Here is a 24,623-nt window from a genome sequence, read left to right on the forward strand (position 1 = left end):
CGGTACCGTGCGGACATCTGCCCCGGCAACGGCCGCCGTAGCGTTAATCCACTGGACCTACCGGATCGGATTGCGGTGCCGCATGGCAAAAAGATGGAGCTTGGGCGGGTATCGACGCGGCACCTTGGCCGTATCGGCCGCGGTTTGCCTGGCGCTGCTGCCTGCCGGTTGCACCCTCCCGGTTCCCCAGTCCGAAGGGTCAAGCGCAGCCCCGCTGGCCCTCCTTCCCGCAACGATGCCCGGCGATTCCCCTTTGGCGGAGGCCGGAAGAGCGGGCGGGAAAACCGAAGATCCACCGGCGGCGGCTTCGCCGGTACCGGACAGCAGCGCCGGGCCCACGGCGCCGCCGGTGACGGCATACTTCGTGCTGGTGGGCGACGGCGGACGGAACGGCGTCCGCTTTGGCTGCAATGACAGCCTGGTTGGCTACCCTTGGCCAGGAGGCACCGGGGATGCGCGGCTCCGGGCGGCGGTCGGTGCCCTGCTGGGAGACGGCCGGCAGCCCGGGAGCGCCTACAACGCCCTCGGCGCTTCGCGGCTGAAGTTCCTCTCTGGAAGCTTCGACGGCACCACCGTGACCGTCTACCTGTCGGGCACCCTGAACCAGGGCGGATCCTGCGACCTCCCCAGGATCGAGGCCCAGCTTACCCAGACCGCCCTCGAAGCCGTGGGTGCCATCAGGGCCGATATCTACATCAACGGCGAATCCCTGGCGGATTACCTAAAGCTGAAGTAACAGTCCCCCGGTGAATCAGGAATAAACAGGTGTTGCTTTCTTGGCAACAGCTGGTTGTATCCTGACTCTGTGACCCACGAAACACTTGACACTTCTGCCGGAACGCTGCCCGCCGAAGCCATCGACGCGATCGAGCGCGCGGCCACATCTGCCCACCGCCACGAGGAACTGTTCTCCGAGCGCGCGGCGAACATCCGCCAGTCGGCCGTCAGGGACGTCTTCGACATCTCAATGCGGCCGGGACTCGTTTCGCTGGCGGGAGGAAGCCCGTACCTGCAGTCACTCCCCCTGGACCGCCTGGCAGCGACAGCCGCGAAGATCATCGGCGAAGACGGACTCACGGCCCTGCAATACGGCGCAGGGCAGGGCACCGCGGAGCTGCGGGAACAGATCTGCGGCGTCATGGCCGCCGAAGGCATCCTGGATGCCCTGCCGCGGAACGTGGTCATCACTGCGGGCTCCCAGTCCGCCCAGGACGTGGCCACGAAGCTCTTCTGCAATCCGGGCGACGTGGTCCTGGTGGAGGACCCCACCTACGTCGGCGCACTGAATACTTTCGAGGCGTACCAGGTTCAGGTTGAAACGGTGGAGATGGACCAGTACGGCCTGGTTCCGGAACTGCTGGAGGCACGCATAGCGGCGCTGCAGCTCGCCGGCAAGAGCATCAAGTTCCTCTACACCATCCCCAACTTCAACAACCCCTCGGGCATCACCCTGGCCAGGGAACGGCGGCAGCAGGTGGTGGACATATGCCGCAGAGCGAATATCTTGGTTCTCGAGGACAACCCCTACGGGCTGCTCCGCTTTGAAGGTGAGCCATTGCCGCCCTTGCGGGCGGCCAACCCGGATGACGTCATCTACCTGGGCTCCTTTTCCAAAATTTTCGCGCCCGGACTACGGATCGGCTGGGCCCTTGTTCCCGAACACCTGCAGCGCCGCTACTACCTTGCCGCGGAATCCGTGACGCTCTGCCCGCCCGCCCTGAACCAGATGCTGGTCTCCGCGTACCTGCGAGACTACGACTGGACAGGCCAGATCGAAACTTATCGAGGGCTGTACGCCGAGCGGTGCCGCGCGATGCTGGCCGCCCTGAAGGAAAACATGCCGGCAGGAACCACCTGGACCAGCCCGCAGGGAGGCTTCTTCGTCTGGGTCACCCTGCCGGAAGGCATTGACACCTACCCGCTGCTGCACAAGGCAATCGACGCCGGTGTGGTGTTTATCCCCGGCGCCGCCTTCACGCCGTCGGACAATCCCTCCAACAAGCTGAGGCTCGCCTTCAGCGCCGTCCCACCCGACGCGATCGCTGAGGGAGTGCGCCGATTGGCGCCGGTGCTGCAGGAAGCCATGGCCGCGCTGTAGCGTAAGCCACACGAACGCCGAAAACCGAGCAAAGGAGCATGCATATGGGTGGAATCATCGTTGTAGGGGTTGACGGCAGCGAGACCGCGAAGAAGGCGGCCGAGTCGGCCAGGGACCTGGCTGCGGGGCTGGGCGCTTCACTCCACGTCGTGTCCGCCTTCGACAGCGACCGGACCGAAGTGTTCGGCAGCGGCAGCGACCGGTGGATCGTGTCTGACGCGGATGCCGCGGAGCAGGTGGCGCGGACAGTGGCGGAATCGCTGGGCCGCGAGGTCACGGTGACGTATTCGGCAGCCCGCGGACGGCCCGCCGACGCACTCATCAAGGAGGCAGGCCGCATGGACGCCCGCATCATCGTCGTGGGAAACCGGCGCATGCATGGCATCGGGCGGGTCCTTGGCAGCGTGGCCAACAGCGTGGCCCACAACGCCCCGTGCGACGTGTACATAGCCAACACCTACGACGCCGACTGAGCCGCCCAACCGGCTGAGGTAACGCAGGACACCCCCTGTGGTGGTGGACATCGCTGCGGGGGGTGTCGGTTCTCACCGCGATTTCGCCGTTTCAGTTGCTGGCGCAACGATAAAATTGGATGGGCCCCCAAAGGCGTGGACACTGACGAATCCACCCCAGCGAAGGGCTCCCCTTGATCACCATGCAGCGCCGCCAGCTTGTTGGCCACGACATCCTCCTGGCCCGCCACGGCAACCACATCAGCTCCATGCGGCTTGACCGCAGCAATGACAGGGTGGTTGCCCTGCTCGATGATGGCAGCCTGGACAGCGCACCGAACCTCATCTCTCCCGGCCTCCAGCTTCCCCAGACCGTGCGAAGCGTCCTCCGCGAGGACTGGAAGCTCCTGAGCGCCTGGGCCGGCATGGCTGCGCTCACGGGTGGCCTGATGACTGCCGCCGCGGTTGCCTTGGGAACCACCGCGGATCCGGCCATACTCGAGGCCTTGACCGCGTACGCCGCCAACTAGGCCACCAGCCCGCTGCCCGGCGCGAACGTTCAGCCCACCAGCCAGCCCTGCAGCAGCCACCAGATCCCGGCCATCACCACGCCGCCGAAGAGCGAACCGGCCACCACCTGGGCCAGGGAATGGGCCCGCAGGACCACCCGTGACCAACTGACCGCCGGGATCAGGAGCAGCAACGGAGCCCACGCGGCGCCAAGCATCAGCACCACGACGACGGCGGCGCAGGACGCGGCAGCGGCGTGGCCGCTCATCTTCCAGAACGGGCTGACCACGGCCAGTACCGCGACGCCGCCCACCACCGCCAGGACCATCGCAACGACGCTCGCCGGCGCGTCCACCGCACCCAGCACCAGCAGCCCTACAGCGATGCAGCCCAGCGCCATCAGCAGCACAGGTGCGCGCTGCTTCCGGTCGCTGACATGGTGGTCCGTGACCTTGCCCAGCCTGACCAGGACCAGCAGCACCACCAGTGGAAGCACGCACACGAAGAGGGCTGCCAGCGCTCCGTAGCCGATGGTTCCCGGGAATCCTGCCTGGGCCACGGGGCTGATCAAAAGCTGCAGGGAGACCACCACAGGGGGCTGGAAGACCTCCGTCAGCCACTTGGCCGCCCGGTTTTTGACCCGGATCGACCCGTTGTTTTCCACCACGTCCGGACTCAGCACACCTAGTCCAGGAGGAGCGCCGGCTCTTCCAGGATGGCCGCGACGTCGGCCATGAAGCGGGCTGACAGATCACCATCCACCACGCGGTGGTCGAAGGATCCCCCCAAAGTGGTGATCCAGCGGGGAATCACCTCTCCGTCCAGGACCCAGGGTTTCTGCTTGATGGTTCCGAAGGCAACGATGGCCACCTCTCCCGGATTGATGATGGGCGTGCCTGTGTCGATGCCCAGGGCACCGATGTTGGTGATGGTCAGCGTACCGCCCTGCATTTCCGGGGGCTGGGTCTTCCCGGCCCTGGCGGTGGTAGCCAGGTTGTTCAGGGCCAGCGCGAGTTCCTTGAGGGACAGGTCCTGGGCGTTCTTGATGTTGGGCACCATGAGCCCGCGCGGGGTGGCTGCGGCGATGCCCAGGTTCATGAAGTGCTTGACCTGGATCTCGGCTGACCCGTCTTCATTGTCCACCCAGGAAGCGTTCACGCTGGGGTTCCTCGCGGCGGCCCAGATGACCGCCTTGGCCAGGATGAGCAGCGGAGATACCTTGATGCCCTCGAAGTCCCGGGAGGTTTTGAGCCGCTTGACGAATTCCATGGTGCGGCTGGCGTCGACGTCCACGAAGATGCTGACGTGCGGCGCTGCGAACGCCGATTCCACCATCGCTTTTGCCGTGGCCTTGCGGACGCCCTTGACCGGAATGCGCTCCACGCGCTGGTCCTGCGGCTTGCCGGCCTTGCCCCAGAAGCCGTCCGCTTTATCCAGCTCGGCGTCGCGCTGCGCCTGGTAGCTGACCAGGTCCTCGCGCGTCACCTCGCCGCGGGAACCGGTGGCAACGACGTCGGCGAGGTCGATGCCCAGGTCGCGGGCAATCTTGCGGACGGGTGGCTTGGCCAGCACGCGGTTGACCAGGCCCGTGATGGTGCCGCCAAGGGTTGGCCGGTTGTCGACGGCGGCTGTATGGCCGGCGGTGACCTCGGCGGCCGTGCGGGGCTGGACAGGTTCAACTTCGGGAGCGTTCACGGTCACGGCGGCCGCCGGTGCAGTCTTCCGGGGACGGCGCTTGACGGCATCGGCTTTGGGCCCCGAACCCACCAGGGGAGCATTGAACGGGGCACCGGCGGTGTCCTCCCCTGCGTCCACGGGCAACTTGCCGTAGAGCGGCTGGGCGGGAACATCAGGGGCAGCCTGGGGCGGGCGGACGTCGGCAGGCGTTGGGTCGCCGGTAATTTCGTCGCTGACGCTGATGATTGCGGTCCCGACGTCGACCGTCACGCCTTCCGCCACCAGCAGTTCGGTGACGGTCCCCGCAAAGGGGGATGGGAGTTCCACGATCGACTTTGCGGTTTCGATCTCGCAGATGACGTCGTTGATGGCGACGGTATCGCCTGGCTTGACCTTCCAGGAGACGACTTCCGCCTCGGTGAGGCCCTCGCCGACGTCGGGCAGATTGAACTTGTTCAGGGTCATGGTGTCCTCAGTAGGAGAGGGCGCGGTCCAGCGCCTCCAGGATGCGGTCGATGTCCGGAAGGTAGTCTTCCTCCACCTTGGCAACGGGGTAGGGCATGTGGAACCCGCCGACGCGGATGACGGGCGCCTCGAGGGAGTGGAACGCCCGCTCGCTGATCCGGGCCGCGATCTCGCCGCCGATTCCGCCGAACGTGGGGGCTTCGTGCGTCACGATCAGCCGGCCGGTCTTTTGGACCGAGGCGGTGACGGTGTCGAAGTCGATTGGGGAGATGGACCGGAGGTCGATGACTTCGACGCTCCTGCCGTCCTCCTCCGCAGCGTTGGCGGCCGCCAGCGCCACGGGCACCAGGGGGCCGTAGGCCACGATGGTGGCATCGGTGCCTTCCCGGAGTACGTGGGCCTTGAACGGATCCTCCGACGGCCCGGGCGTCTCGACATCAACATCGCCCTTGAGCCAGTAGCGGCGCTTGGGTTCGAAAACGATGACCGGGTCCTGGCACTCCACGGCCTGCTGGATCATCCAGTAGGCGTCGTGGGGGTTGGACGGGGTGATGATGCGCAGGCCCGCCGTGTGGGCGAACAGTGCCTCCGGGGATTCTGAGTGGTGTTCAATGGAGCCGATGCCACCGCCGTACGGGATCCGGATGACCACGGGCACGCTGAGGTTGCCGTTGCTGCGGGCATGGATTTTGGCGAGCTGGGTGGTGATCTGGTTGAAGCCGGGGAAGACGAACCCGTCGAACTGGATCTCGCAGACCGGGCTGTACCCCCGCAAGGCCAGGCCGATGGCGGTGCCGATAATTCCGGACTCGGCCAGCGGGGTATCCACCACACGGTCCGGGCCGAACTCGCCGATCAGTCCGTCGGTCACCCGGTAGACGCCGCCCAGGGGCCCGATGTCCTCGCCCATCAGCAGCGATTTGGGATTGGCGGCCAGGGTGGCGCGAAGGCCCTCGTTGATGGCCTTCGCGATGGTCATGGTGGTCATCAGTGGCCTGCCTCCTCTACCTGCCCGGCGTACTCTTCCCCGCCGGCGAATCCTGCGCTGTATTCCTCGAACCACGCCAGTTCCTCGGCCACCAGCGGGTGGGCCTCCTTGTAGACGTTGGCGAAGGCCTGCCGGATATCCGGGTCTTCAAGATCGTGGGCGGTGCGCCGGACGTAGGCGGCCAGCTCGTCGCCGTCTGCCTTGACCTTGGCGAAGTAGGCATCGTCCGCCAGGCCCTCGGCCCTCAGGTACTTCTCCAGCCGTGCCAGGGGATCCTTGGCGCGCCAGGCATCCTCCTCCGAAGACTGCCGGTACTTGGTGGGATCGTCGGCAGTAGTGTGGGCCCCCACCCGGTAGGTGAAAGCTTCGATGAGGACCGGCCCCTTACCTTGGCGGGCGTGCTCCAGCGCCCACTCGGTGACGGCGTGCACGGCGATGACGTCATTGCCGTCCACGCGGATGCCGGGGAAGCCGTAGCCCTTGGCGCGGTTGGAGAGCGGTACGCGGGACTGGACGTTGGTGGGCACGGAGATGGCCCAGTGGTTGTTCTGGCAGAAGAACACCACAGGAGCTTTGTAGGAGGAAGCGAAGACCATGGATTCATGGACGTCGCCCTCCGAGCTGGCGCCGTCGCCGAAGTAGGCGATGACGGCGGCATCCGGCTGCTTGCCTGCTGCATCCGACGCGGCCGCTAGCTTCTGGTCGCGCTGGATTCCCATGGCGTAGCCCACGGCGTGAAGGGTCTGCGCGGCCAGGACCAGCGTGTACAGGTGGAAGTTGGTGTCCTTGGGGTTCCAGCCGCCATTGGAAACACCACGGAACTGGCGCAGGAGTTCAGCCAGGTCCACGTTCCGGGTAAGGGCAACCCCGTGCTCCCGGTAGGTGGGGAAGATGTAGTCCTGCGGCTGGCTGGCCCTGCCCGAGCCGATTTGCGCTGCTTCCTGCCCGGTCAGCGGTGGCCACAGTGCCAGTTGGCCCTGGCGCTGGAGGGCGGTCGCCTCGACGTCGAACCGCCGGATGGCGGCCATGTCGGCGTACAGGCCACGGAGGTCCTCCGGGGTGAGTTTGTCCGCGTAGTCGCTGAAGACCGGATCAGTGCCCAGCTTCCCGTCAGGGCCGAGCAACTGCACCATTTGGGCAGCGGGCTCGCCCAAGACGGCTTCAGCATCAGCTTCCCGCTGGTCGTCTACCGCTGTTCCGTCGAACTCGGTGGAAGGCAGATGAGTGCCCATACCGTTCTCCTTGCTTGCCGCATCCGGATGCAATGCAATGTCGCTGGGATATATGCCGCACGAGGAATACATTCCCGGCACGGCATACATTGGCTTATTGATCCTAACTTTATCTTCGGTAAGTAGCAGGAGGGCTACTTGTTAAGTGCTAGGAAGTTGCCGGTGCCTTTGTATAGTCGGCACACAATTGGAGGAACCGGGTGTTGGCCTCGGGTTCCCCGATACTGACCCGTACGCCTTCTCCCGCGAACGCCCGGACGGAGAGCGCGCGTGTCCCTGCCATCTCCGCGAAGGCCGCACTTTCAGCACCAAGGGCAAGCCAGACGAAGTTGCCTTGGGCATCAGGGATGGCCCAGCCGAGGTCCCGGAGCCCGGCGGTCAACCGCGCCCGCTCGTCCACGAGCTTTTGTACCCTTTCCACAACCTGCCCGTAATTATCCAGGGAAACAATTGCTGCCTTTTCAGCTATCTGGGATACGGCGAAGGGGGTTGCGGCAACCCGCAGGTACTGAGTCAGTTCGGGGTGGGAGACGCTGTAGCCAACCCGGAGCCCTGCAAGGCCATGCGCTTTGGAAAAGGTCCGGAGCACCACCACGTTGGGGTATTTCCGGTAAAGGTCGATCCCGTCCACGGCGTCCCCGGCCCGCACAAACTCCTGGTAGGCCTCATCGATGACCACCACCACGTCTGCCGGAATGGATCGGATAAAAGCTTCGGTTTCGCCAGCGGTAAGGGCCGGGCCGGTGGGATTGTTGGGCGTGCAGAGCAGGATGACTTTGGTGCGCGCGCTTACGGCGGCGGCCATGGCGTCCAGGTCATGGCGCCCGTCGGCGGTCACCGGGATGCGAACGCTCTCGGCGCCTGCCAAACCCACACTTATGGGGTACGCCTCGAAGGAGCGCCACGCATAGATGACTTCGTCCGCCTTGCCGTCCTCGTTCTGGCCGGCAAAGGCGGCCAGAATCTGGTTCAGGGCGCCCAGACTTCCCGCTCCGGTGACGATGTCGGCGGCCGGTACGCCCAGGAACTCCGCGAGCGCCGCGCGGAGCTTGCTGCTCAGCGGGTCCGGGTACCGGTTGAAGTCTGTTTGGCCGGCTATGGCCTCAAGCACGGCCGGGATGGGCGGCAGCGGGTTTTCGTTGGAGGAGAGCTTGTAGCTGGCAAGACCGCTGACGGCGGCCGGCGGTTTTCCTGCCGCGTAGCGGGGCAGGCGGTCCAGCACCGGGCGCGGTGCGATCCCGCCCGCCCTGGTATCAGATGAAGTCATGGCTCCTAGCCTACGTCCAAGCCCCCATGGGAATCCGGGGAGCGAACCGCCAAACACATCAGGTCTAACCGCCATCCACCCACGAGGGAAGGTATGGAAGCATGGTGCCATGGGTTCATTCATCCTTCGGGTCATCGTCAATGCCGCAGCCCTTTGGGTGGCCAGCTGGATCCTGCCGGGAATGGACATCTCGAGCACGGCGGCATCTGATGTTGTGGCCAGGACCGGCATTTCGCAGGACACCGGGACCGTCGGCATTATCCTGGCCTACCTCTTTATCGGCCTCATTTTCGGCGTGGTCAACGCCTTCGTGCGGCCGCTGGTACGGCTCCTCGCGCTTCCCATTACCGTCCTGACACTTGGCCTGTTCGCCATCGTCATCAATGCCGCCATGCTTTACCTGACGGCCTGGATCAGCAGCTACACGCCGGTGCACCTCACCATCGATTCCTTCTTCTGGACTGCGCTCCTGGCCGCGATCATCATCTCCCTGGTGTCACTGGTGGCGGGTTTGCTGCCGGGCGGCAGGCGCTGACTTCCCGGAACCGTTGCCTCCCTGTCGAGTAGGCCCTCCCTCCCAGGAAGCCCTCCCACCCAAGTAGCAGGGTGGCAGTGGGCAGGTACCCTTAGGTGCCGTTCCCCGGAACAGCAGCAAAAACTTCAGTACCCACCACCCATGACCCCTCCCGGACCAGCCGCTTAGGCTGCAAATCGGGCCCCAAAAGGCCCCTTGCTGTCAGTTCCGGAAAACGGGGGCCCAAATGAAGCCCATAAAATTGCTGCTCGCTGCCTGCCTGCTTTTTACCTTGCAGGCCAGCCCCGCGCACGCAGATACAGAGCCGACGCCGCTGAGCTCCGTTGGGCTGGGCAACGACATTTCGTGGCCTCAGTGCGGGCGGGTTCTTCCCGCGCCCCCGGCCTTCGCGATCGTGGGCGTGAACGGGGGACGGCCGGACACGGTTAACCCGTGCCTGGCTTCTCAACTGGCGTGGGCGGACCAGACCGCGGACGGAACCGCCGGCACACCGGCGGCGGTCTACGTCAATACCGCCGCAACGGGACCTGTGCCGTCCATGTGGTGGCCGGCAGACAACACCTACGGGGGCGCTGATGTCACCAACCCCTATGGTAGGTGCGACGACGCCGCGTCTCCGGCCTGCGCCTACGTGCACGGCTACGGCATGGCCGCCACTGCCGCCGATGTCCTGCAGGAAACCGGGCACAGTGTGGCACACCGTATGTGGTGGCTCGATGTCGAGTTCGGAAACAGCTGGTTATGGGACAGGACAGTCAATGCAGCCGAGCTGGAGGGCATGACGGCGTATCTGCAGGGCGCCGGAGCAGAAGTGGGCATCTACTCCACGGGGTACCAATTCAGCCAGATTGTGGGCGACGTCGGTCCCGGCAGCAATCTCTACAGACTTCAAAACTGGCTGGCGGGCGCCTATTCCGCAGAGTCAGCACAGGAGTATTGCGGGGGCGCCCCCTTGACGCCAGGCGGAACTGTCACCACGACACAGTTCACGGAAAACGACCTCGACTACAACTACCGGTGCCCCGCCGCCACCGCCCCGGCACCGGCTCCACAGCCCACTCCGCAGCCCACGCCACCACCGGAAAAGACTCGCTCGAATCTCTACGCTGAACTGCACGCCGCCCAGATTTCATGAGTCCTGCAAAGGGCGGGGACAAACGCCGATTCACTTGGCACCCGGTTGCGCTTGCCCCGAAAAGGGATCCCTCCGGTCCATCCGAGGAGTGGGTGGTGAAGGCTTAGACAAGGAAAAGCGGGTGGCAACAGCAGCACCGCCGGTTCCCAAGACCCCACCCAGCACGGCGGTGGACTGCACCAGGGACGGATCCTTGCTGGCGCCCACCAGGCGCGCCGCATCCTCATAGCCAGTGAGGCGGTGTCCAGGCCCCAGGCCTGCATCTTCTCCCCCGCGCACGTAAAGGTCATCAGTCACGGTCACGGTGACTTGATTCCGGGCGTCCTGGTTCGGTAGTCCATCACTGCCCGGCACCCAGTCCGTGCGGTGTTCCAGGTGCAGTGTGCTGACCTCCGGCGGAGGCGTTATGCGGGAAACGGGTGACCCGGCAGTCAGGACATATTTCATGCGGTACTCCCTGAGGAAGTCCTCATCTGCCGCCAGATTCATGGCGTGGATACCGCCCTGGCTGTATCCCACGGCCACCACGTCCGCTCCCGGTTCCGCGCCGGCAGCCCGGAGGGCCTGGAGAACGGCGGCATTCACCTGCTCCGAATTGCTGCCCATCCCGTCAACAATGCCGGAAAGATCGAAAGGATTCGTGCCTTCGTCGGCGTCGTTCACCTGCGTCCCGGGAACCACCACGATGTATGCCCTGCCGCCACTGGTGTCCACCTCGATGATTTCGATGTAGCCGCTGCCCCGCTCCTCGATCAGCCTGACCCGCTCCAGCAGCCCGGCAGGAGTGGCGTCGAGATCGATGGGCATACTTTCTTCCCGACTGACCGTCACCGGACCGGGGCGCAGCGAGGGGATGAGCAAGCCAACCCCCGGTTTGATCATGGGAAGGACCGCCACGGCATTGCCCAGCAGCGATTCAGTGGCATCACCGTTGAGGAAGCCTGTGCGCCAAAAGTCGACGTGCTTCTGAAGCTCGACCGCTGGTTTCGATAGGCCGGGCATCCACTGCATGTGGGCAGTGGATTCGGCCACCTCGTAATCCCACCTGCAACTGCGCACCTGCCCGCTGATCCGCTGCAGTTCCTTGCGCACTTTCTGGACCGCATCCCGTGCCTCCCCGACAGCAATAAGCGCGGCTGTTCCCGTGGAGCGGGGTTGATTCTGGTACGAACCAAGCTCCTGCCAGGCGCCGAAAAGCTCCGACTCGACGGCGCCGAGCCGTCCGGCGAGTCCATCAAGCTTCGCGGCTCCCGCCTCCAGTTCCTCCAGCTGAACGGTTATGCCGCCCACGCCTCCGGAAATTGTCAGGATGCCATCCGGGGGTGGCGGCGCAACATGGAGGGGACCGCCTGATCCGGAGGGGGTCGCGTCAGCCATCAGATCCGTCCGTCAGCCGAACAATCAGCTGTCAGTGCTGCGCGCGCGTGGACGGCCACTGCCGCGGAAGCCTCCCGGATCCGGTCCAGCGCGCGCCGTACCGCCACCGCCTGCAGGCTCACGGAATCACGGTATGCCTGTCCAGCCGGTGATTCCCAGTCCACCAACTGAATTGCGTGGAATCCCGCCAGAACCTCTTCAGTCCTGTCGGAACACTGCGCCACCTTTCTGCCCACCTCCTGGACTCCAAGGCTGGCGCCCAGCCCGCTACCCCATATCCCGTCCATCGGATCGTTCCCCATGCCAGCTTCCCCTCACAGCCTCCCCGGCCGGATAACCGGCCCACCTTTGCCGCTCCCCACGCTAGGCAGGCGCCCGTACCCGGGTAAGCGCCGCCGTCGGCTATGTGGACAAGTAACCTGGACGGCGCACTTAAGCCGCCGACAGACTTCATGAAAGAATCAACACATGCCTGAAACTGCCGCCACAGCTGATACCCGTACGCCCTCAGGACGCCTGGCCCTCGCCGCGTCACCGGAAAGAATTGCGCTCGGACCCCTCGACGGCCGTTACCAGCCCACAGTCGCGCCCCTCGTGGACTACCTGTCCGAAGCCGCGCTCAACCGGGACCGCGTGGCCGTCGAAGTCGAATGGCTTATCCACCTGACCAGCAACAACGTCCTTCCCGGCGCCGGTCCTTTGAGCGAAGAACAGCAGGAGCAGCTCCGCGCCATCGTCACCGAATTCGACGCCGCTTCCGTGGCGGAACTGGCTGAAATCGAAGCCGTCACAGTCCACGACGTCAAGGCGGTGGAGTACTACATCGGCCGCCGCCTCCCCGCCATCGGCATCGAAAACCTGACTGCCATGGTCCACTTCGGCTGCACATCCGAGGACATCAACAACCTCTCCTATGCGCTGGGCGTCAAGGGCGCCGTGGAGGACGTGTGGCTGCCTGCAGCCCGCGCCCTCGTGGCCCAGATCAGCAGGATGGCGGAGGACAACCGGGCTGTTCCCATGCTCTCCCGCACCCACGGCCAGCCGGCCACGCCCACCACTTTGGGCAAGGAACTGGCCGTCATCGCGCACCGCCTGACACGGCAGCTGGACCGCATCGCCAGGACCGAATACCTGGGCAAGATCAACGGCGCCACCGGCACCTATGCGGCCCACGTGGCCTCCGTCCCCGGCGCCGACTGGCAGCAGGTTTCCAGGTCGTTCGTGGAGGGCCTGGGCCTCACCTGGAACCCCCTCACCACCCAGATCGAAAGCCACGACTGGCAGGCCGAGCTCTACGCCGACGTGGCCCGCTTCAACCGCATCCTGCACAACGTCTGCACTGATGTCTGGAGCTACATCTCCATCGGCTACTTCGCGCAGATCCCGGTGGCCGGCGCAACCGGCTCGTCCACCATGCCGCACAAGGTCAATCCCATCCGCTTCGAGAACGCTGAGGCCAACCTCGAGATCTCCAACGGCCTGCTGGACACTTTGGCTGCCACCCTGGTGACCTCCCGGTGGCAGCGCGACCTCACCGACTCCTCCAGCCAGCGCAACATCGGGGTGGCGTTCGGCCACTCCCTGCTGGCCATCTCCAATGTGGCCAAGGGCCTGGAGCGCCTCGACGTGGCCGAGGACGTCCTGGCAGCGGACCTGGACACCAACTGGGAGGTCCTGGGCGAGGCCATCCAGATGGTCATGCGCGCCGAGGCGATTGCCGGCGTCGAGGGCATGGAAAACCCCTACGAGCGCCTCAAGGACCTCACCCGCGGCCAGCGCGTGGACGCTGCCCGCATGCAGGAGTTCGTCCAGGGCCTGGGCCTTTCCCCCGAGGCCGAAGCGCGGCTGCTCTCCCTCACGCCCGGAAAGTACACCGGCATCGCCAACCAGCTGGTGGACCACCTGAAGTAGCCCCCGCAGCAGGGCAGGGCAGTACGACGGCGGCGCCGGGCTTCGAAGAGGTCCGGCGCCTTCCTGATGCCCTGGCCTTCCTTATGCCCTGGCCTTCCTTATGCCCCAGCAGCGGGGGGACGGCCAGGAAGCACGCCTGCGCCGCCAGGGGTGGGAAACTGGGAACATGAAGCTGCTCCTTATCCGCCACGGCGAAACCCCCGGCAACGTGCTGGGCCAGCTGGACACCGACCACCCAGGCCCCGGATTGACCGAACTCGGCGAACGCCAGGCAGAGGCCATGGCCCGGGCTCTTGCCAACGAACGCATTGGCGCGCTGTACGCGTCCACGTTGATCCGGACGCAGATTACTGCCGCCCCGCTGGCACGGCTGCACACCCTTGATGTTGAGGTGCTGGACGGGCTGCACGAGATCGAGGCCGGATCACTGGAGAAGCTCACCGACCACGAATCACACAAGCGCTACATGGGGACGGTCATCTCCTGGGCCGCCGGCGACCTGGACCGCCGCATGCCGGCAGGGCCGGACGGCCACGAATTCTTCGAGCGGTTCGACGCTGCCATTGCGCACGCGGTGGAGCGGGCGGAACGCCAGCAGCACGGCACCATTGCCGTGGTTAGCCATGGCGCCGCCATCCGCACTTGGGCGGGGCTCCGGGCCGAGGGCGCAGATCATGAGTTCGCTGCCCGCCATGTCCTGGCCAACACCGGAATCGTGGCTCTGGAGGGCAGCCTGGCAACCGGCTGGAACCTGATCCACTGGGACGGAAGCCCGGTGGGAGGCCTTGCCTTGGCGGACCCTACCGCCGAGGATCCGACGGGTCGGGACGTAGCCGCCCCTTAGGCCTGCTGCCGAAGGCGCCGGGGCGAAAAGGCCCGCAGCGCGGGACACGGACGTGCATCCAGGTGGCTGCCGCGGGCGCCTTGAATGCTTTGGCTGCGGGACGGGACCCCTGGGATAAGCCGCGCTGCCATCGCTGCGGCATCTGCCGCCGTCGGCCGTTCCCACGGGTCCATAGCCGTCAGGGACCGCAGCAAGGGGCGCCAGTCGCCGAGGTGGTCCGGGACTTCCGGTGACCGCAGGGTCCGGGCCACGAGGGATTCGATGGCGGTGCCCGGGAACGCCTTTGCGCCCGTGAAGAGTTCCAACAGGACCAGCCCCATGGCGTATACATCCCAGGAGGGTGAAGCTGCCCCTCCGGATGCCTGCTCGGGACTCATATAGTGCACCGTGCCGGACGAAATTCCTGGTTCGGGCGCCGAGCCGGTTGCGGCAGCAATGCCAAAATCGATAATCCGGACAGGGCTTCTCCGCAGGCCGCTCAGCATCAGGTTTGCGGGCTTGATATCACGATGCACAAGCCCGCGGGAATGAAGGTGTGCCAGCGCACCGAAAAGGCCGCGGGCCCAGGCCGCCACATCACCGGACGTGGGTTCCGCAACCCGGATGGTTTCGGCCAGGCTGGCCCCCAGGGCCAGTTCCTCCACGAGATATGGGCGCCCCGAATGGGAACCGCTGCCGGCCACGACGCCCTGGGCCACAAGCCTCACGATGGACGGGTGGTTGAGACGTGCAAGGACGGCAGCCTCGGTGCGGATCCGCTGATGCTGCTTCCGGCTGTCAGCTGCCGCGATCTTCACAGCAACCTCTGGACCGCCCTCCAGGTCCACCGCACGAAAGACTTCGGCAGCGGAGCCCCTGCCCAGGCGTTCCCTCAGCTGGTAGCGGCCCGCCAGGGGCACGCCGGAGTTCAGCGGCGAATGCGGCAGCGTATCCACCGCCGTGCAGCCGTGCCTCATGCGGAGAGGGCGGCGGAAGGGTGAGCGGCGGGGGCGTCAGGTGTCCACGCATCGAGCTGAAACCCACAAGCGCACCGCCACACAGCCGGAAGTTCGGTATCTCCGGCATCGGTTGGAGCAAATGTGTAGCTGGCACGCTCCCACCGGAGCGCCGGCGTTACCAGCTGCATTGGAGAGCCGCAATGGCGGGCAGCCTTTCCCTGCGGCGCTGCGGTGCCGTCCAGGGTTGATCGCCTCAGGTCCAGGTTGCCGTCCGGGATCGTGGCACCCATGCCGGACCCACGCGGTGAAACTTCGGTGGAAGAAACCAACCCACTCACGACTCCATTGGAAGAAACTTCGGGGACGATCGTAAGCCTACATATAACTAGCCGAGCTAGCTAGTCAGGCTAGTGAACTTTTAATTCTTCGCCATCGCGAACGTTTAGCGCCTCAGTCATGCGCTGCAGGAAGTCGACCACAACGCGCGCTTCCCCGGCAGTGAGGCCCTCCGCAACCGCCATCATGCGGCGGTGCATGGCGCCGAGGGTTTCCCGGACCTCGTTGTCCGACTCAACGGTGGGGACCACTACCACCGAACGGCGATCGGATGGATGCGCTTCGCGGCGGACGTGCCCGCTGGCCACAAGGCGATCGATCAGCGACGTGGTGGAAGCGCTAGTAATATTCAGGAACTTGCTCAGGTCCCTGGGGACAACCTGCTTGCCCGACGCCTGCGCCCTCAGCAGGTACCTCAGGGCAAGGATGTCCGTTTCCCCCATGCCCATGGAGTCCCTGGTGCTGCGGCGGATGTCGGTCTCGGCAGCCCGGTAGTCCCGGAGCGCCTTCAATACCGCTGCACTGTAGTCCAGTTGTCCGTCGGGCCCGTACCAGTAGCCGGAACCCTCGTTGCCTGTAGAAGCCATGCCATCATTTTAGACCGGCTGGTAACTAGACCGCCAAGTAACTTCCTCCTGGCGGCCCCAGCATTGGCGTTATCGAGGTGCTAACCGCGAGGAAACACCTGCGTAACTCCCGGCGCCTAGCCTTGTCAGGCATACCCCTCCGGCGAATCGAGGCAGAGATGCAAACCAACCCCCGGCTGAACATCCGGCAGGTCTCCTGGTCCAACCCCGTTGGCGCCGACCTTCGCCGCGCCCAGCAGGCCGAACTTGACGCCCGCTTTGGCCGGCCTGACCACGAGCCCGGCCCGCCGCCGTCGGGCGCCGACTGCGCCGTGTTCCTCGTGGCGTATGACAAGGGGTCGGGGCAGCCCGTGGGCTGCGGTGGGCTGCGTCTCCTGGATGGATCAACGGCGGAAATCAAGAGGCTCTACGTGCTGCCGTACACCCGGGGCTCCGGCGTTGCCAGCTCCATCCTCGCGGCCTTGGAGGCAGAAGCGTTCAGCCAGGGCATCACCCGCATCAAGGCGGAGGCCGGATCAGCCCAGCCTGACGGGCGGAACTTCTACGAAAATTCAGGATTCGAGCCCATCCCCAACTTCGGGCCCTACATCGGCGTGGAGCACTCGCACTGCTACGCCAAGCGCATCAACGCCCATAGCGCCGCGCAGACTGCGATGGCCTAGGGACGGGCCCGTCACACTGGGATTGCCGGCAGTGCCTTCGGCTAGTCTCGGCCTATGGAATCAGCAGACATCACCTTCCGGACCCGCAAGTGGGTCCGCCCCGAGGACCTCAACGCCAACGGGACCCTCTTTGGCGGCAGCCTGCTGAAGTGGATCGATGAAGAGGCCGCCATCTACGCCATCCTCCAGCTGGGAAACGGGCGCGCAGTCACCAAGTACATTTCGGAGATCAACTTTGTCAGCTCCGCCGTCCAGGGCGACCTCATCGAGATGGGCTTGACCGCCACCCGGTTTGGCCGGACCTCACTGACCATGCGGGCCGAGGTCCGCAACATGATCACCAGGCAGAGCATCCTCACCATCGAGGAGATCGTCTTCGTGAACCTGAGCCAGGACGGTAAGCCAGCGCCGCACGGCTATACCGAAATCACCTATGACCGGGACCGGATCCCCACCCACCACCTCAGCGGGACCGCAGTTCAGGACTAGCGCCGTCCAGGACCAAGATTTCCCCTCGGTTTACGCACAGGTCCCCAGCCGTTTCCCGAACTGGTCCAAAGTGGGCAGCCGGGCTGTTTATCGAATCGATAGCTATAACACCCCGATTTTTGCCATGCCCGGCTATAGGCTGTGCGGACATGCTCCGATTCCAGTCCAGAAATGAGTCCTGATCGTGCGTAAATTGCAGACTTTGGTTGCCGCCGCTGTCGCCGCCACCCTTCTCGCCGGCTGCGGTGGTGCTTCCACCCCGCCGGCTTCAACCGGCGAAGCCTCCGGAGCTCCGGCAGGTGCGTCAGGTGACACCCTGGTTGTCTACACCAACTCCAACGGCGAAGGCCGTGGCGATTGGCTGGCCGCAAAGGCGGCCGAGGCGGGGTTCAAGATCGAGATCGTGGGGGCCGGCGGCGCCGATGCCACCAACAAACTCATTGCCGAAAAGAACAACCCCATCGCCGACGTCGCTTTCGGCCTGAACAACATGTACTTCTCGCAGGTCAAGAATGAGGGCGCGTTGGAGGCCTACCAGCCCGCGTGGGCCGGCGAGGTGGACAAGGGCCTTGGCGACGGGGAGACGTACTGGCCCCTGGTGAAGCAGGCCATCCTTTTGGGCTACAACTCGGACAAGATCAGCAAAGACGCCGCGCCAAAGGACTGGACCGACCTGTGGACCAAGGACGAGTTCAAGAGCCGCTACGAGCGGGTCACCGGCCTGGGCACGGCCACGGCGCAGCTGGTCTTCGCCGGCATCCTCTCGCGGTACCGGGACGACTCCGGCGATTTGGGGATTTCCGACGACGGGTGGAAGCAGGTTGAGCAGTACTTCAAGAATGGCAGCCCCGCCGTAGCCAAAACTGACCTGTTCGCCCGCATTGCCTCCGGCGAAGTGGACATGGGCCAGATGCCGTCCTCGATCATTGCCGACCGCGAGAAGTCCTTCAAAGTGAACGTGGACACGGTCATCCCTTCCGTTGGAGTCCCGCTTGCAGTTGAGCAGATAGCCCTGGTGAAGGGAACCAAGAAGAAGGAGCAGGCGCAGAAGTTCATCGACTGGTTCGGCAGCGCAGAGGTCCAGGGCGAGTTCGCACAGAAGTTTAACGCCATGCCGGTCAACAAGGGTGCGCAGGCGAAGGCGAATCCCGAGGTAGTGGACTTCTTTGCCGGCCTTAAGCAGCAGGACATCGACTGGGGCTTCGTCCAGAAGAACATGGGCGCCTGGGTGGAGAAGATCGAACTTGAGTACATGACGTAACCCGTACTGCCAGCCGCCGTTCCCGCGTTCCATCAGACAGGGTTGCCATGATCCGCTTGGAAAACATCGAAGTTACCTTTGGCGATTTCACCGCCATTCCGCATCTGGACCTGCACGTGCGCCCGGGCGAGTTCTTCACCCTCCTGGGGCCGTCCGGGTGCGGAAAGACGACGGCGCTGCGCACCCTGGCCGGCTTCATCCAGCCGACCAAGGGTACGGTCCGGGTGGACGGGAAGGATGTGACCCGCCTCCCAAGCGACAAGCGGCAGGTGGGCATGGTGTTCCAGAACTATGCCCTGTTCCCCAGCATGAGCGTGTGGGAGAACATCGCCTTCGGGCTGCGGGTCCGGAAGGAAAAACCGGCAGACAGCGACCGCCTTGTACGGGACATTGCACGGCGTGTGGAGCTCAGCGATGAGCAGCTGGCCAAGAACGTGGCCGAGCTGTCCGGTGGCCAGCAGCAGCGCGTGGCGGTTGCACGGGCCCTCGTGCTGCGGCCAAAGATCCTGCTGCTGGATGAGCCACTGTCCAACCTGGACGCCAAGCTCCGCCACCAGTTGCGCCAGCAGCTCAAGGACCTGCAGAGCGAGTTCGGCATCACCACCGTGTACGTCACCCATGACCAGGACGAGGCCCTTGCCATGAGTGACCGGGTGGCGGTGTTCAACAAGGGAGTGATTGAACAGGTCGGGACACCCCAGGAAATTTACGACCATGCCGCCACGGAGTTCGTCTGCAACTTCATCGGTGACAGCTCAGCCCTGACGCCGGACTTCGTGGCCGAGGTCAACCGGCTCTCCGGCGCCGGCCTCAGCAGCGAGGCGAGATCCTACCTGCGCGTGGAAAAGGCCTCCCTGGACCAGCCCGCGGACGGAGGAAGCGCCGTCGGACTACCCGCTACCGTGGTATCCAGGACGTACCACGGCCTGCACAGCCGGTATATGGTCCGCAGCCATGGCGCGGACATCCGCCTCCTGGTCAGGGAAGACGGAGCAGCGCACCCGGCGGCGGGCACCGCCACTACGGTCTACGTGCAGCCCGGGCACATCCTTCAGTACCATCCGGGTACTGGCGCCTCTCTGGCGCTGGACCAGGCGGTTGCCCTGCCATGAGCGGCAACATCACGGTGCGCACTATGGCCCGCTCGCCTTTCGTCCTGGTGGTCGGCGCCGTTCTCACCTGGTTCATAGCCGCGTTTTTGGTATGGCCCAACGTGAACATCCTGTTGGCCACCTTTTTCCCTGACGGCAGCTTTTCAGGCAGGGCTGCGGAGAAGCTGTTCTCCTCGCAGCGGGCAATGAAGGCGCTTGGCAACAGCTTCCTCCTGGCCGTCGCACTGTCCGTCACGGTGAACCTGGTGGGCGTCTTCATCGTTTTGGTGACGCATTACTTCCGGATCCGTGGCTCGCGGATACTCTTCCTTGGGTATGCCTCCACGTTTATCTATGGCGGCATCGTGCTGGCGGCGGGGTACAAATTCATTTACGGCGACAAGGGCATCGTCACGTCGTTGCTGGTCCGGCTGTTCCCCGCGATGGACCCCGGTTGGTTTTCCGGATTCTTCGCTGTGCTGGTGGTCATGACCTTTGCCACCACCACCAACCACATGCTGTTCGTTGCCAACGCCCTCAAAGGCATCGATTACCAGACCATCGAGGCGGCGCGGAACCTTGGTGCCTCCACCTGGACCATTCTGCGGCGCATCGTCCTTCCCATGCTCAAGCCCACGCTGTTCGCCGTGACCATCCTGTCCTTCCTCACCGGTTTGGGCGCGTTGAGCGCCCCACAGGTACTGGGCGGCCGCGATTTCCAGACCATCACGCCGATGATCCTGACGTTCACCAACAGCCCCACGTCGCGGGACCTGGCGGCGCTGCTGGCCGTGATCCTTGGCCTGGCCACCATGCTGATGCTCGCGGTCATGTCCAGGCTGGAGAAAGGCGGCACGTACTTTTCGGTGTCAAAGGTGTCGTCCGAGCTGCAGAAGCAGGACATCACCCACCGCGGCGCCAATCTGGCCGTGCATGCTGTGGCATATCTCCTCTTTGCCATCTACACGCTTCCGGTGGTGCTGATTGTGCTCTATTCGTTTGCTGACGGCGCGGCCATCCAGACCGGCCAGCTCTCGCTGGCCAACTTGACACTGGACAACTACGTCCGCGTCCTCACCCAGCAGTCCGGGCTGCGGCCCTTCATCGTCAGCGTCGTGTACAGCGCACTGGCGGCGGTCATCGCGGTGGCCGGCCTGCTCTTCGTGTCGCGCCTGCTGCAGAAATACAAAAACTGGGTGGCCTCAGCATTCGAGTACCTGCTCCACATCCCGTGGATCCTGCCCTCCGCGCTGCTGGCCCTGGGCCTGATTGTCAGTTACGACCACCCCAATCCGCTGGTGGGCGGCGCCGTCCTCACGGGAACAACGGTGATTCTGCTCATCGCCTTCGTCACGGTGAAGATCCCGTTCACACTCCGGATGCTCAAGGCGTCCTTTGCGGCCGTGAACTCTTCCCTGGAGGAGGCTGCCGCCATCATGGGCGCCAAGACCCTGTACGTCTTCCGGCGGATCCTCCTGCCGCTGGTACTCCCTGCGGCGGCAGCCATCACGGCCCTGAATTTCAACAGCCTGCTTGACGATTACGACACCGCTATCTTCCTGGCCCATCCGCTGGTGCAGCCGCTGGGCCTGGTGATCAAGGCCAACACCGACGGGGCCGAAGGAACTGAGGGAATCGCGAACACCTTCGTTTACACGGTGCTCCTCATGGTCATCACGGGAGTGACGATGTATCTCGTGTATGGCAGGTCGGGGCGGCAGAGGAATAGGAAGCGTCTGCCCGCGGCTCCTCCCCGCTCGCCGGTCCCCGGCACTGCACTTCCCGCTGCACAGGCCCCGGGCGAGGACGATGCCACGCGTCCGGCCGCTGCGGTCCGCTGACTACTTTCCCGCACCGCTGCCGACGGCGGCCCGTGAGTTTCGGCGTCGGACCAGGCTGAGCAGGCGGTCCCGCAGCGGCTGGGCACGGTCGGCGAGCGCTACGCGCCCAAGCGCCGAGGAGGCCAGGCTCACGGCGCGGGTGCGAAGTCTCCGTTGCCGGTTGTAGGCGCGCAGCGCCTGGTCCCCGGGCAGGGTGTTGAGGAGGTCGGCCAGTGTCACCGCGTCCACGAGGGATTCGCAGGCGCCGCGGCCAAGGGTGGGCATCATGGCGTGCGCGGCATCTCCAATGAGCGCAATCCTGCCACTGACGTAGGAGCTCAGATGCGGCACTGTCCACAGGCGCTGGACCAGGCATTCCTCGGGTGTGGCTGCGGCCAGGGCTCGCCGGATGGCAGGTGCGTGGCCGGAGTAGCGCTCCCGGGCCTGTTCCAGCGCTGCCGAAACATCAATTCCGTAGGGGCCGAGTCCTGAACGGTAACTGGCGTACCAGAAGGAGCCTCCCCGGGCAGCGGCCATTCCGAACAGGTCGCCGCGGCCCCAGTACTCGCCCGCCTCGTCCGGACCGACCGGAGCAGGGAGGGTACCGCGAAGGGCAAGGTAGGGAGTGAGGCGGGCGTCGGAGGCGGTGCCCCAGACCACCCGGCGGACCATGCTGTGGACGCCGTCGGCCCCCACCACCAGTCCGCCGTCATGGGGCAACTCGTGTATCTGGGCGGTGGCCCGGCGAACGGTTTCCGGCACGGCACTATCCAACAGCCGGAGCAGATCAATCCGGGAAATACCGAACATCTCCCCGGCGTCAACGGTGATCCAGGGTTCTCCCTGGGCGTTCCGGACCGATCCGCTGCCGAGGACCGGGCTGACCGTCCGCGCTTCCTCAAGGATCCCAATCCTCGCCAGCGCCCGCTGGGCGTTGGGCCACATTCCCAGCGCGTTGCCGACCGCGGGCAGTTCCGGGCGTTTCTCGTATACGGTCACCTCGAAGCGGTTGGAATCCAGGGCCCCCGCGAGGGCGAGCCCGGCGATGCCGCCGCCAACGATCGTGATCGTTTCCATGCAGCAATTTTACTACTTTTGTAGTGAATAGGAAGGAGTCCTCTTACACTGAACGCATGCCGGACCGCCGCACCCAACTGCTTGATGCCGCCTTGGCCGTGGTGGCGGAGAAGGGGATGAAGGGCCTCACCCACCGCGCGGTTGACGCGGCAGCAGACGTCGCCGAGGGAACCACCTCGAACTACTACCGCAACCGCGCAACCCTGGTTGAAGCCGTCCTGGACCGGCTGCTGGAGCTGGACGCTGCCCTTCTGGCGGACCAGTCGCCGGCAGGACCGCCGCGGGACACGGAACAACTGGCCAACCAGATGGCCGCAATGGTGCTGGCCCTGGCCGGACAACATGCCGGCCTCACCCGCGCCCGCCTGGCACTGTCCCTGGACAAGCCCGGTTCCGTGACCGCCGGCCACTTCCAGCTGGTGGGCGGCCTGGAACAGGCCCTTGCCGGGCTGGGCGTACCGGACGCGCGGGCCCGCGCACGGGATGTTGCCGACTACGGCGACGGGGTGCTGCTGCACCTGCTCACCGTGAGGCGGGACGAGCAGCCCAGTGCTGCCGCCATCGCAGCGGCTGTCCGGCGGCTCCTGGCACCGTAAACCCAAACCAGCCACACGCCGTCGAACTTCTCCAGTGGCGCTAAGCGGAGGCGGGCCAGCCCGTGTAGGCCTCGGCCAGGTAGGCCCTGCCGTGGCGGGAGGAGACCACTGAGTTCAGTTCGCCGAGCTGGCGGGCGCGGGAGAAATCGTCGGCGTCAGCGGGGGTGTGGAGCATGGTGGTCATCCAGTAGGAGAACTGCTGGGCCTTCCACACCCGGTCAAGGGCGCGGTCACTGTAGGTCTCCAGGAGCCGGTCCGAGCCGGAGTTGTAGTGGCTGTCCAACCCCTCGAAGAGGACCTTGACGTCATTGATGGCCAGGTTGAGGCCCTTGGCGCCGGTGGGCGGAACGGTGTGGGCGGCATCGCCTGCGAGGAACAGGTTGCCGTAGCGCATGGGAGTGTGGACGAAGCTCCGGAAGGGCAGCACCATCTTCTCCAGGACCGGGCCTTCCTTGAGCTCAAAGCCGTTGCCGTTGACGCGGCTGCGGAATTCGGCCCAGATCCGGTCGTCATCCCATTCCGCCACGCTTTCCTTGGGGTCGCACTGGAAGTACATCCGCTGCACAGTCTCCGTGCGCTGGCTGATGAGGGCGAAGCCGTTGGCCGAGTTGGCGTAGATCAGTTCATCTGAGCTGCGCGGGGCCTCGGCCAGGATGCCAAACCAGGCGAACGGGTATTCGTGGAAGTACCACGTGCGGTGGGCTTCCGGAATCTGGAACCGGCAGTGGCTGCGCGAGCCGTCCGCCCCCACCAGGAAATCGGCCTGGATCTCGAACTCCACGCCATCGGCGTCCCTGAACCAAACTTTTGGCTTGCCCTCCAGATCATGGACGGTAGTCTCCGTGACGCTGTAGCGGACGTCGCCGCCGTAGTCCTTCCGCCGTGCGGCGAGGTCCAGGAAGACGTCCGTCTGCGGGTACAGCCACACGGACTCGCCCACCAGATCCTTGAAGTCGATGCGGTGGCTCTCGTTGTTGAAGCGCAGCTCGATCCCGTCATGCCGGTCGCCGTCCTGGAGCACCCGGTCTGAGACGCCGCTGTCCACCAGCAGGTTGACGGTTCCGTGCTCCAGGATGCCGGCGCGGACGGTGTGGGAGATTTCCTCGTGGCTGCGGATCTCGATCACGGTGGATTCGATGCCTGCCTTGGCCAGCAGATGGGAGAGCATGAGCCCGGCCGGCCCGCCTCCCATGATGGCTACTTGGGTGGTGATGACTTTTCGTGCCATGGCTGCGTCTCGCTTCGTTGCGGGGCCCGGCAAAGGGCCGGATGGGT

Annotated in this window: 25 protein-coding genes; 14 read left to right on the forward strand and 11 right to left on the reverse strand. The window is 65.2% G+C overall.

Going from position 1 to position 24,623, the window contains the following annotated elements:
- Positions 1-100: 100 nt before the first annotated feature.
- From J7I84_RS21595 to J7I84_RS13370, 4 genes are all read left to right on the forward strand, one after another.
- Positions 101-736 (forward strand): GerMN domain-containing protein, encoded by a 636-nt coding sequence (locus tag J7I84_RS21595; protein WP_251046595.1) that lies wholly within the window; start codon positions 101-103, stop codon positions 734-736.
- Between the two features lie 69 nt (positions 737-805).
- On the forward strand, positions 806-2,098 hold the full coding sequence (locus J7I84_RS13360; protein ID WP_214945044.1) for a PLP-dependent aminotransferase family protein: 1,293 nt from the start codon (positions 806-808) through the stop codon (positions 2,096-2,098).
- Positions 2,099-2,142: 44 nt separating this feature from the next.
- Positions 2,143-2,571 carry a universal stress protein gene (locus tag J7I84_RS13365; protein WP_214945045.1) on the forward strand — a complete coding sequence of 143 codons (429 nt, stop codon included), beginning with the start codon at positions 2,143-2,145 and terminating at the stop codon, positions 2,569-2,571.
- 173 nt (positions 2,572-2,744) lie between these two features.
- Positions 2,745-3,080, forward strand: a complete 336-nt coding sequence (locus J7I84_RS13370; protein WP_214945046.1) for a hypothetical protein — start codon at positions 2,745-2,747, stop codon at positions 3,078-3,080.
- 29 nt (positions 3,081-3,109) lie between these two features.
- Here J7I84_RS13370 and J7I84_RS13375 read toward each other — a convergent pair whose 3' ends face one another.
- The 5 genes from J7I84_RS13375 to J7I84_RS13395 all read right to left on the reverse strand — a co-directional run bounded on the left by J7I84_RS13375 (position 3,110) and on the right by J7I84_RS13395 (position 8,689).
- The gene (locus tag J7I84_RS13375; RefSeq protein ID WP_311381142.1) at positions 3,110-3,742 is read right to left on the reverse strand and encodes a phosphatase PAP2 family protein; all 633 of its coding nucleotides are present in this window, start codon (positions 3,740-3,742) and stop codon (positions 3,110-3,112) included.
- A gap of 2 nt (positions 3,743-3,744) precedes the next feature.
- Entirely contained in the window at positions 3,745-5,202 is a 1,458-nt protein-coding gene (locus J7I84_RS13380; protein WP_214945047.1) for a dihydrolipoamide acetyltransferase family protein, read from the reverse strand.
- Positions 5,203-5,209: 7 nt separating this feature from the next.
- Positions 5,210-6,190 (reverse strand): alpha-ketoacid dehydrogenase subunit beta, encoded by a 981-nt coding sequence (locus J7I84_RS13385; protein ID WP_214945048.1) that lies wholly within the window; start codon positions 6,188-6,190, stop codon positions 5,210-5,212.
- Positions 6,190-7,422 (reverse strand): pyruvate dehydrogenase (acetyl-transferring) E1 component subunit alpha, encoded by a 1,233-nt coding sequence (gene pdhA, locus J7I84_RS13390; protein ID WP_214945049.1) that lies wholly within the window; start codon positions 7,420-7,422, stop codon positions 6,190-6,192. The genes J7I84_RS13385 and pdhA overlap by 1 nt, the downstream gene beginning before the upstream one ends.
- Before the next feature lie 148 nt (positions 7,423-7,570).
- Positions 7,571-8,689, reverse strand: a complete 1,119-nt coding sequence (locus J7I84_RS13395; protein WP_214945050.1) for a histidinol-phosphate transaminase — start codon at positions 8,687-8,689, stop codon at positions 7,571-7,573.
- Between the two features lie 109 nt (positions 8,690-8,798).
- Here J7I84_RS13395 and J7I84_RS13400 point away from each other — a divergent pair, with 109 nt between their 5' ends.
- Positions 8,799-9,224 carry a phage holin family protein gene (locus J7I84_RS13400; protein ID WP_214945051.1) on the forward strand — a complete coding sequence of 142 codons (426 nt, stop codon included), beginning with the start codon at positions 8,799-8,801 and terminating at the stop codon, positions 9,222-9,224.
- A 226-nt stretch (positions 9,225-9,450) separates the two neighbouring features.
- Positions 9,451-10,359, forward strand: a complete 909-nt coding sequence (locus J7I84_RS13405) for a hypothetical protein (protein ID WP_214945052.1) — start codon at positions 9,451-9,453, stop codon at positions 10,357-10,359.
- A gap of 30 nt (positions 10,360-10,389) precedes the next feature.
- On the opposite strand, the gene J7I84_RS13410 is transcribed toward J7I84_RS13405, so the two are convergent.
- Together J7I84_RS13410 and J7I84_RS21810 are read right to left on the reverse strand one after the other, a co-directional pair.
- Positions 10,390-11,736: a hypothetical protein gene (locus J7I84_RS13410; protein ID WP_214945053.1), complete on the reverse strand. Its 1,347-nt coding sequence runs from the start codon at positions 11,734-11,736 to the stop codon at positions 10,390-10,392.
- A complete protein-coding gene (locus J7I84_RS21810; protein WP_285291224.1) occupies positions 11,736-11,858 on the reverse strand; it encodes a hypothetical protein in 123 nt (40 codons plus the stop codon). Before J7I84_RS21810 ends, J7I84_RS13410 begins: the two co-directional genes overlap by 1 nt.
- Before the next feature lie 346 nt (positions 11,859-12,204).
- On the opposite strand from J7I84_RS21810, the gene purB reads away from it, so the two are divergent.
- Both purB and J7I84_RS13425 read left to right on the forward strand, forming a co-directional pair.
- Positions 12,205-13,647 carry an adenylosuccinate lyase gene (gene purB / locus J7I84_RS13420; RefSeq protein WP_214945055.1) on the forward strand — a complete coding sequence of 481 codons (1,443 nt, stop codon included), beginning with the start codon at positions 12,205-12,207 and terminating at the stop codon, positions 13,645-13,647.
- 166 nt (positions 13,648-13,813) lie between these two features.
- The gene (locus J7I84_RS13425; RefSeq protein WP_214945056.1) at positions 13,814-14,491 is read left to right on the forward strand and encodes a histidine phosphatase family protein; all 678 of its coding nucleotides are present in this window, start codon (positions 13,814-13,816) and stop codon (positions 14,489-14,491) included.
- Here the strand turns inward: J7I84_RS13425 and J7I84_RS13430 are convergent.
- Positions 14,488-15,447, reverse strand: a complete 960-nt coding sequence (locus tag J7I84_RS13430; protein WP_214945057.1) for a serine/threonine-protein kinase — start codon at positions 15,445-15,447, stop codon at positions 14,488-14,490. The two genes, J7I84_RS13425 and J7I84_RS13430, sit on opposite strands and share 4 nt — an antisense overlap.
- 389 nt (positions 15,448-15,836) lie before the next feature.
- Positions 15,837-16,352, reverse strand: a complete 516-nt coding sequence (locus tag J7I84_RS13435; RefSeq protein ID WP_214945058.1) for a MarR family winged helix-turn-helix transcriptional regulator — start codon at positions 16,350-16,352, stop codon at positions 15,837-15,839.
- 158 nt (positions 16,353-16,510) lie between these two features.
- On the opposite strand from J7I84_RS13435, the gene J7I84_RS13440 reads away from it, so the two are divergent.
- The 5 genes from J7I84_RS13440 to J7I84_RS13460 all read left to right on the forward strand — a co-directional run bounded on the left by J7I84_RS13440 (position 16,511) and on the right by J7I84_RS13460 (position 21,696).
- Positions 16,511-17,014 carry a GNAT family N-acetyltransferase gene (locus J7I84_RS13440; protein WP_214945059.1) on the forward strand — a complete coding sequence of 168 codons (504 nt, stop codon included), beginning with the start codon at positions 16,511-16,513 and terminating at the stop codon, positions 17,012-17,014.
- A 54-nt stretch (positions 17,015-17,068) separates the two neighbouring features.
- Positions 17,069-17,503, forward strand: a complete 435-nt coding sequence (locus tag J7I84_RS13445; RefSeq protein ID WP_214945060.1) for an acyl-CoA thioesterase — start codon at positions 17,069-17,071, stop codon at positions 17,501-17,503.
- 184 nt (positions 17,504-17,687) lie between these two features.
- Complete coding sequence (locus J7I84_RS13450) at positions 17,688-18,764, forward strand: extracellular solute-binding protein (protein WP_214945061.1); 1,077 nt, start codon at positions 17,688-17,690, stop codon at positions 18,762-18,764.
- A gap of 47 nt (positions 18,765-18,811) precedes the next feature.
- Positions 18,812-19,876 carry an ABC transporter ATP-binding protein gene (locus tag J7I84_RS13455; RefSeq protein ID WP_214945062.1) on the forward strand — a complete coding sequence of 355 codons (1,065 nt, stop codon included), beginning with the start codon at positions 18,812-18,814 and terminating at the stop codon, positions 19,874-19,876.
- The gene (locus J7I84_RS13460) at positions 19,873-21,696 is read left to right on the forward strand and encodes an iron ABC transporter permease (RefSeq protein ID WP_214945063.1); all 1,824 of its coding nucleotides are present in this window, start codon (positions 19,873-19,875) and stop codon (positions 21,694-21,696) included. The genes J7I84_RS13455 and J7I84_RS13460 overlap by 4 nt, the downstream gene beginning before the upstream one ends.
- Here J7I84_RS13460 and J7I84_RS13465 read toward each other — a convergent pair whose 3' ends face one another.
- Positions 21,697-22,752: an FAD-dependent monooxygenase gene (locus J7I84_RS13465; RefSeq protein ID WP_214945064.1), complete on the reverse strand. Its 1,056-nt coding sequence runs from the start codon at positions 22,750-22,752 to the stop codon at positions 21,697-21,699.
- 56 nt (positions 22,753-22,808) lie between these two features.
- On the opposite strand from J7I84_RS13465, the gene J7I84_RS13470 reads away from it, so the two are divergent.
- A complete protein-coding gene (locus J7I84_RS13470; protein WP_214945065.1) occupies positions 22,809-23,348 on the forward strand; it encodes a TetR/AcrR family transcriptional regulator in 540 nt (179 codons plus the stop codon).
- A gap of 40 nt (positions 23,349-23,388) precedes the next feature.
- Here the strand turns inward: J7I84_RS13470 and J7I84_RS13475 are convergent, their stop codons facing one another.
- A complete protein-coding gene (locus J7I84_RS13475) occupies positions 23,389-24,576 on the reverse strand; it encodes a 4-hydroxybenzoate 3-monooxygenase (protein ID WP_214945066.1) in 1,188 nt (395 codons plus the stop codon).
- Positions 24,577-24,623 lie beyond the last annotated feature (47 nt).

The sequence above is a fragment of the Arthrobacter sp. ISL-85 genome, from assembly GCF_018613675.1.
Classification (GTDB): Bacteria; Actinomycetota; Actinomycetes; order Actinomycetales; family Micrococcaceae; genus Arthrobacter.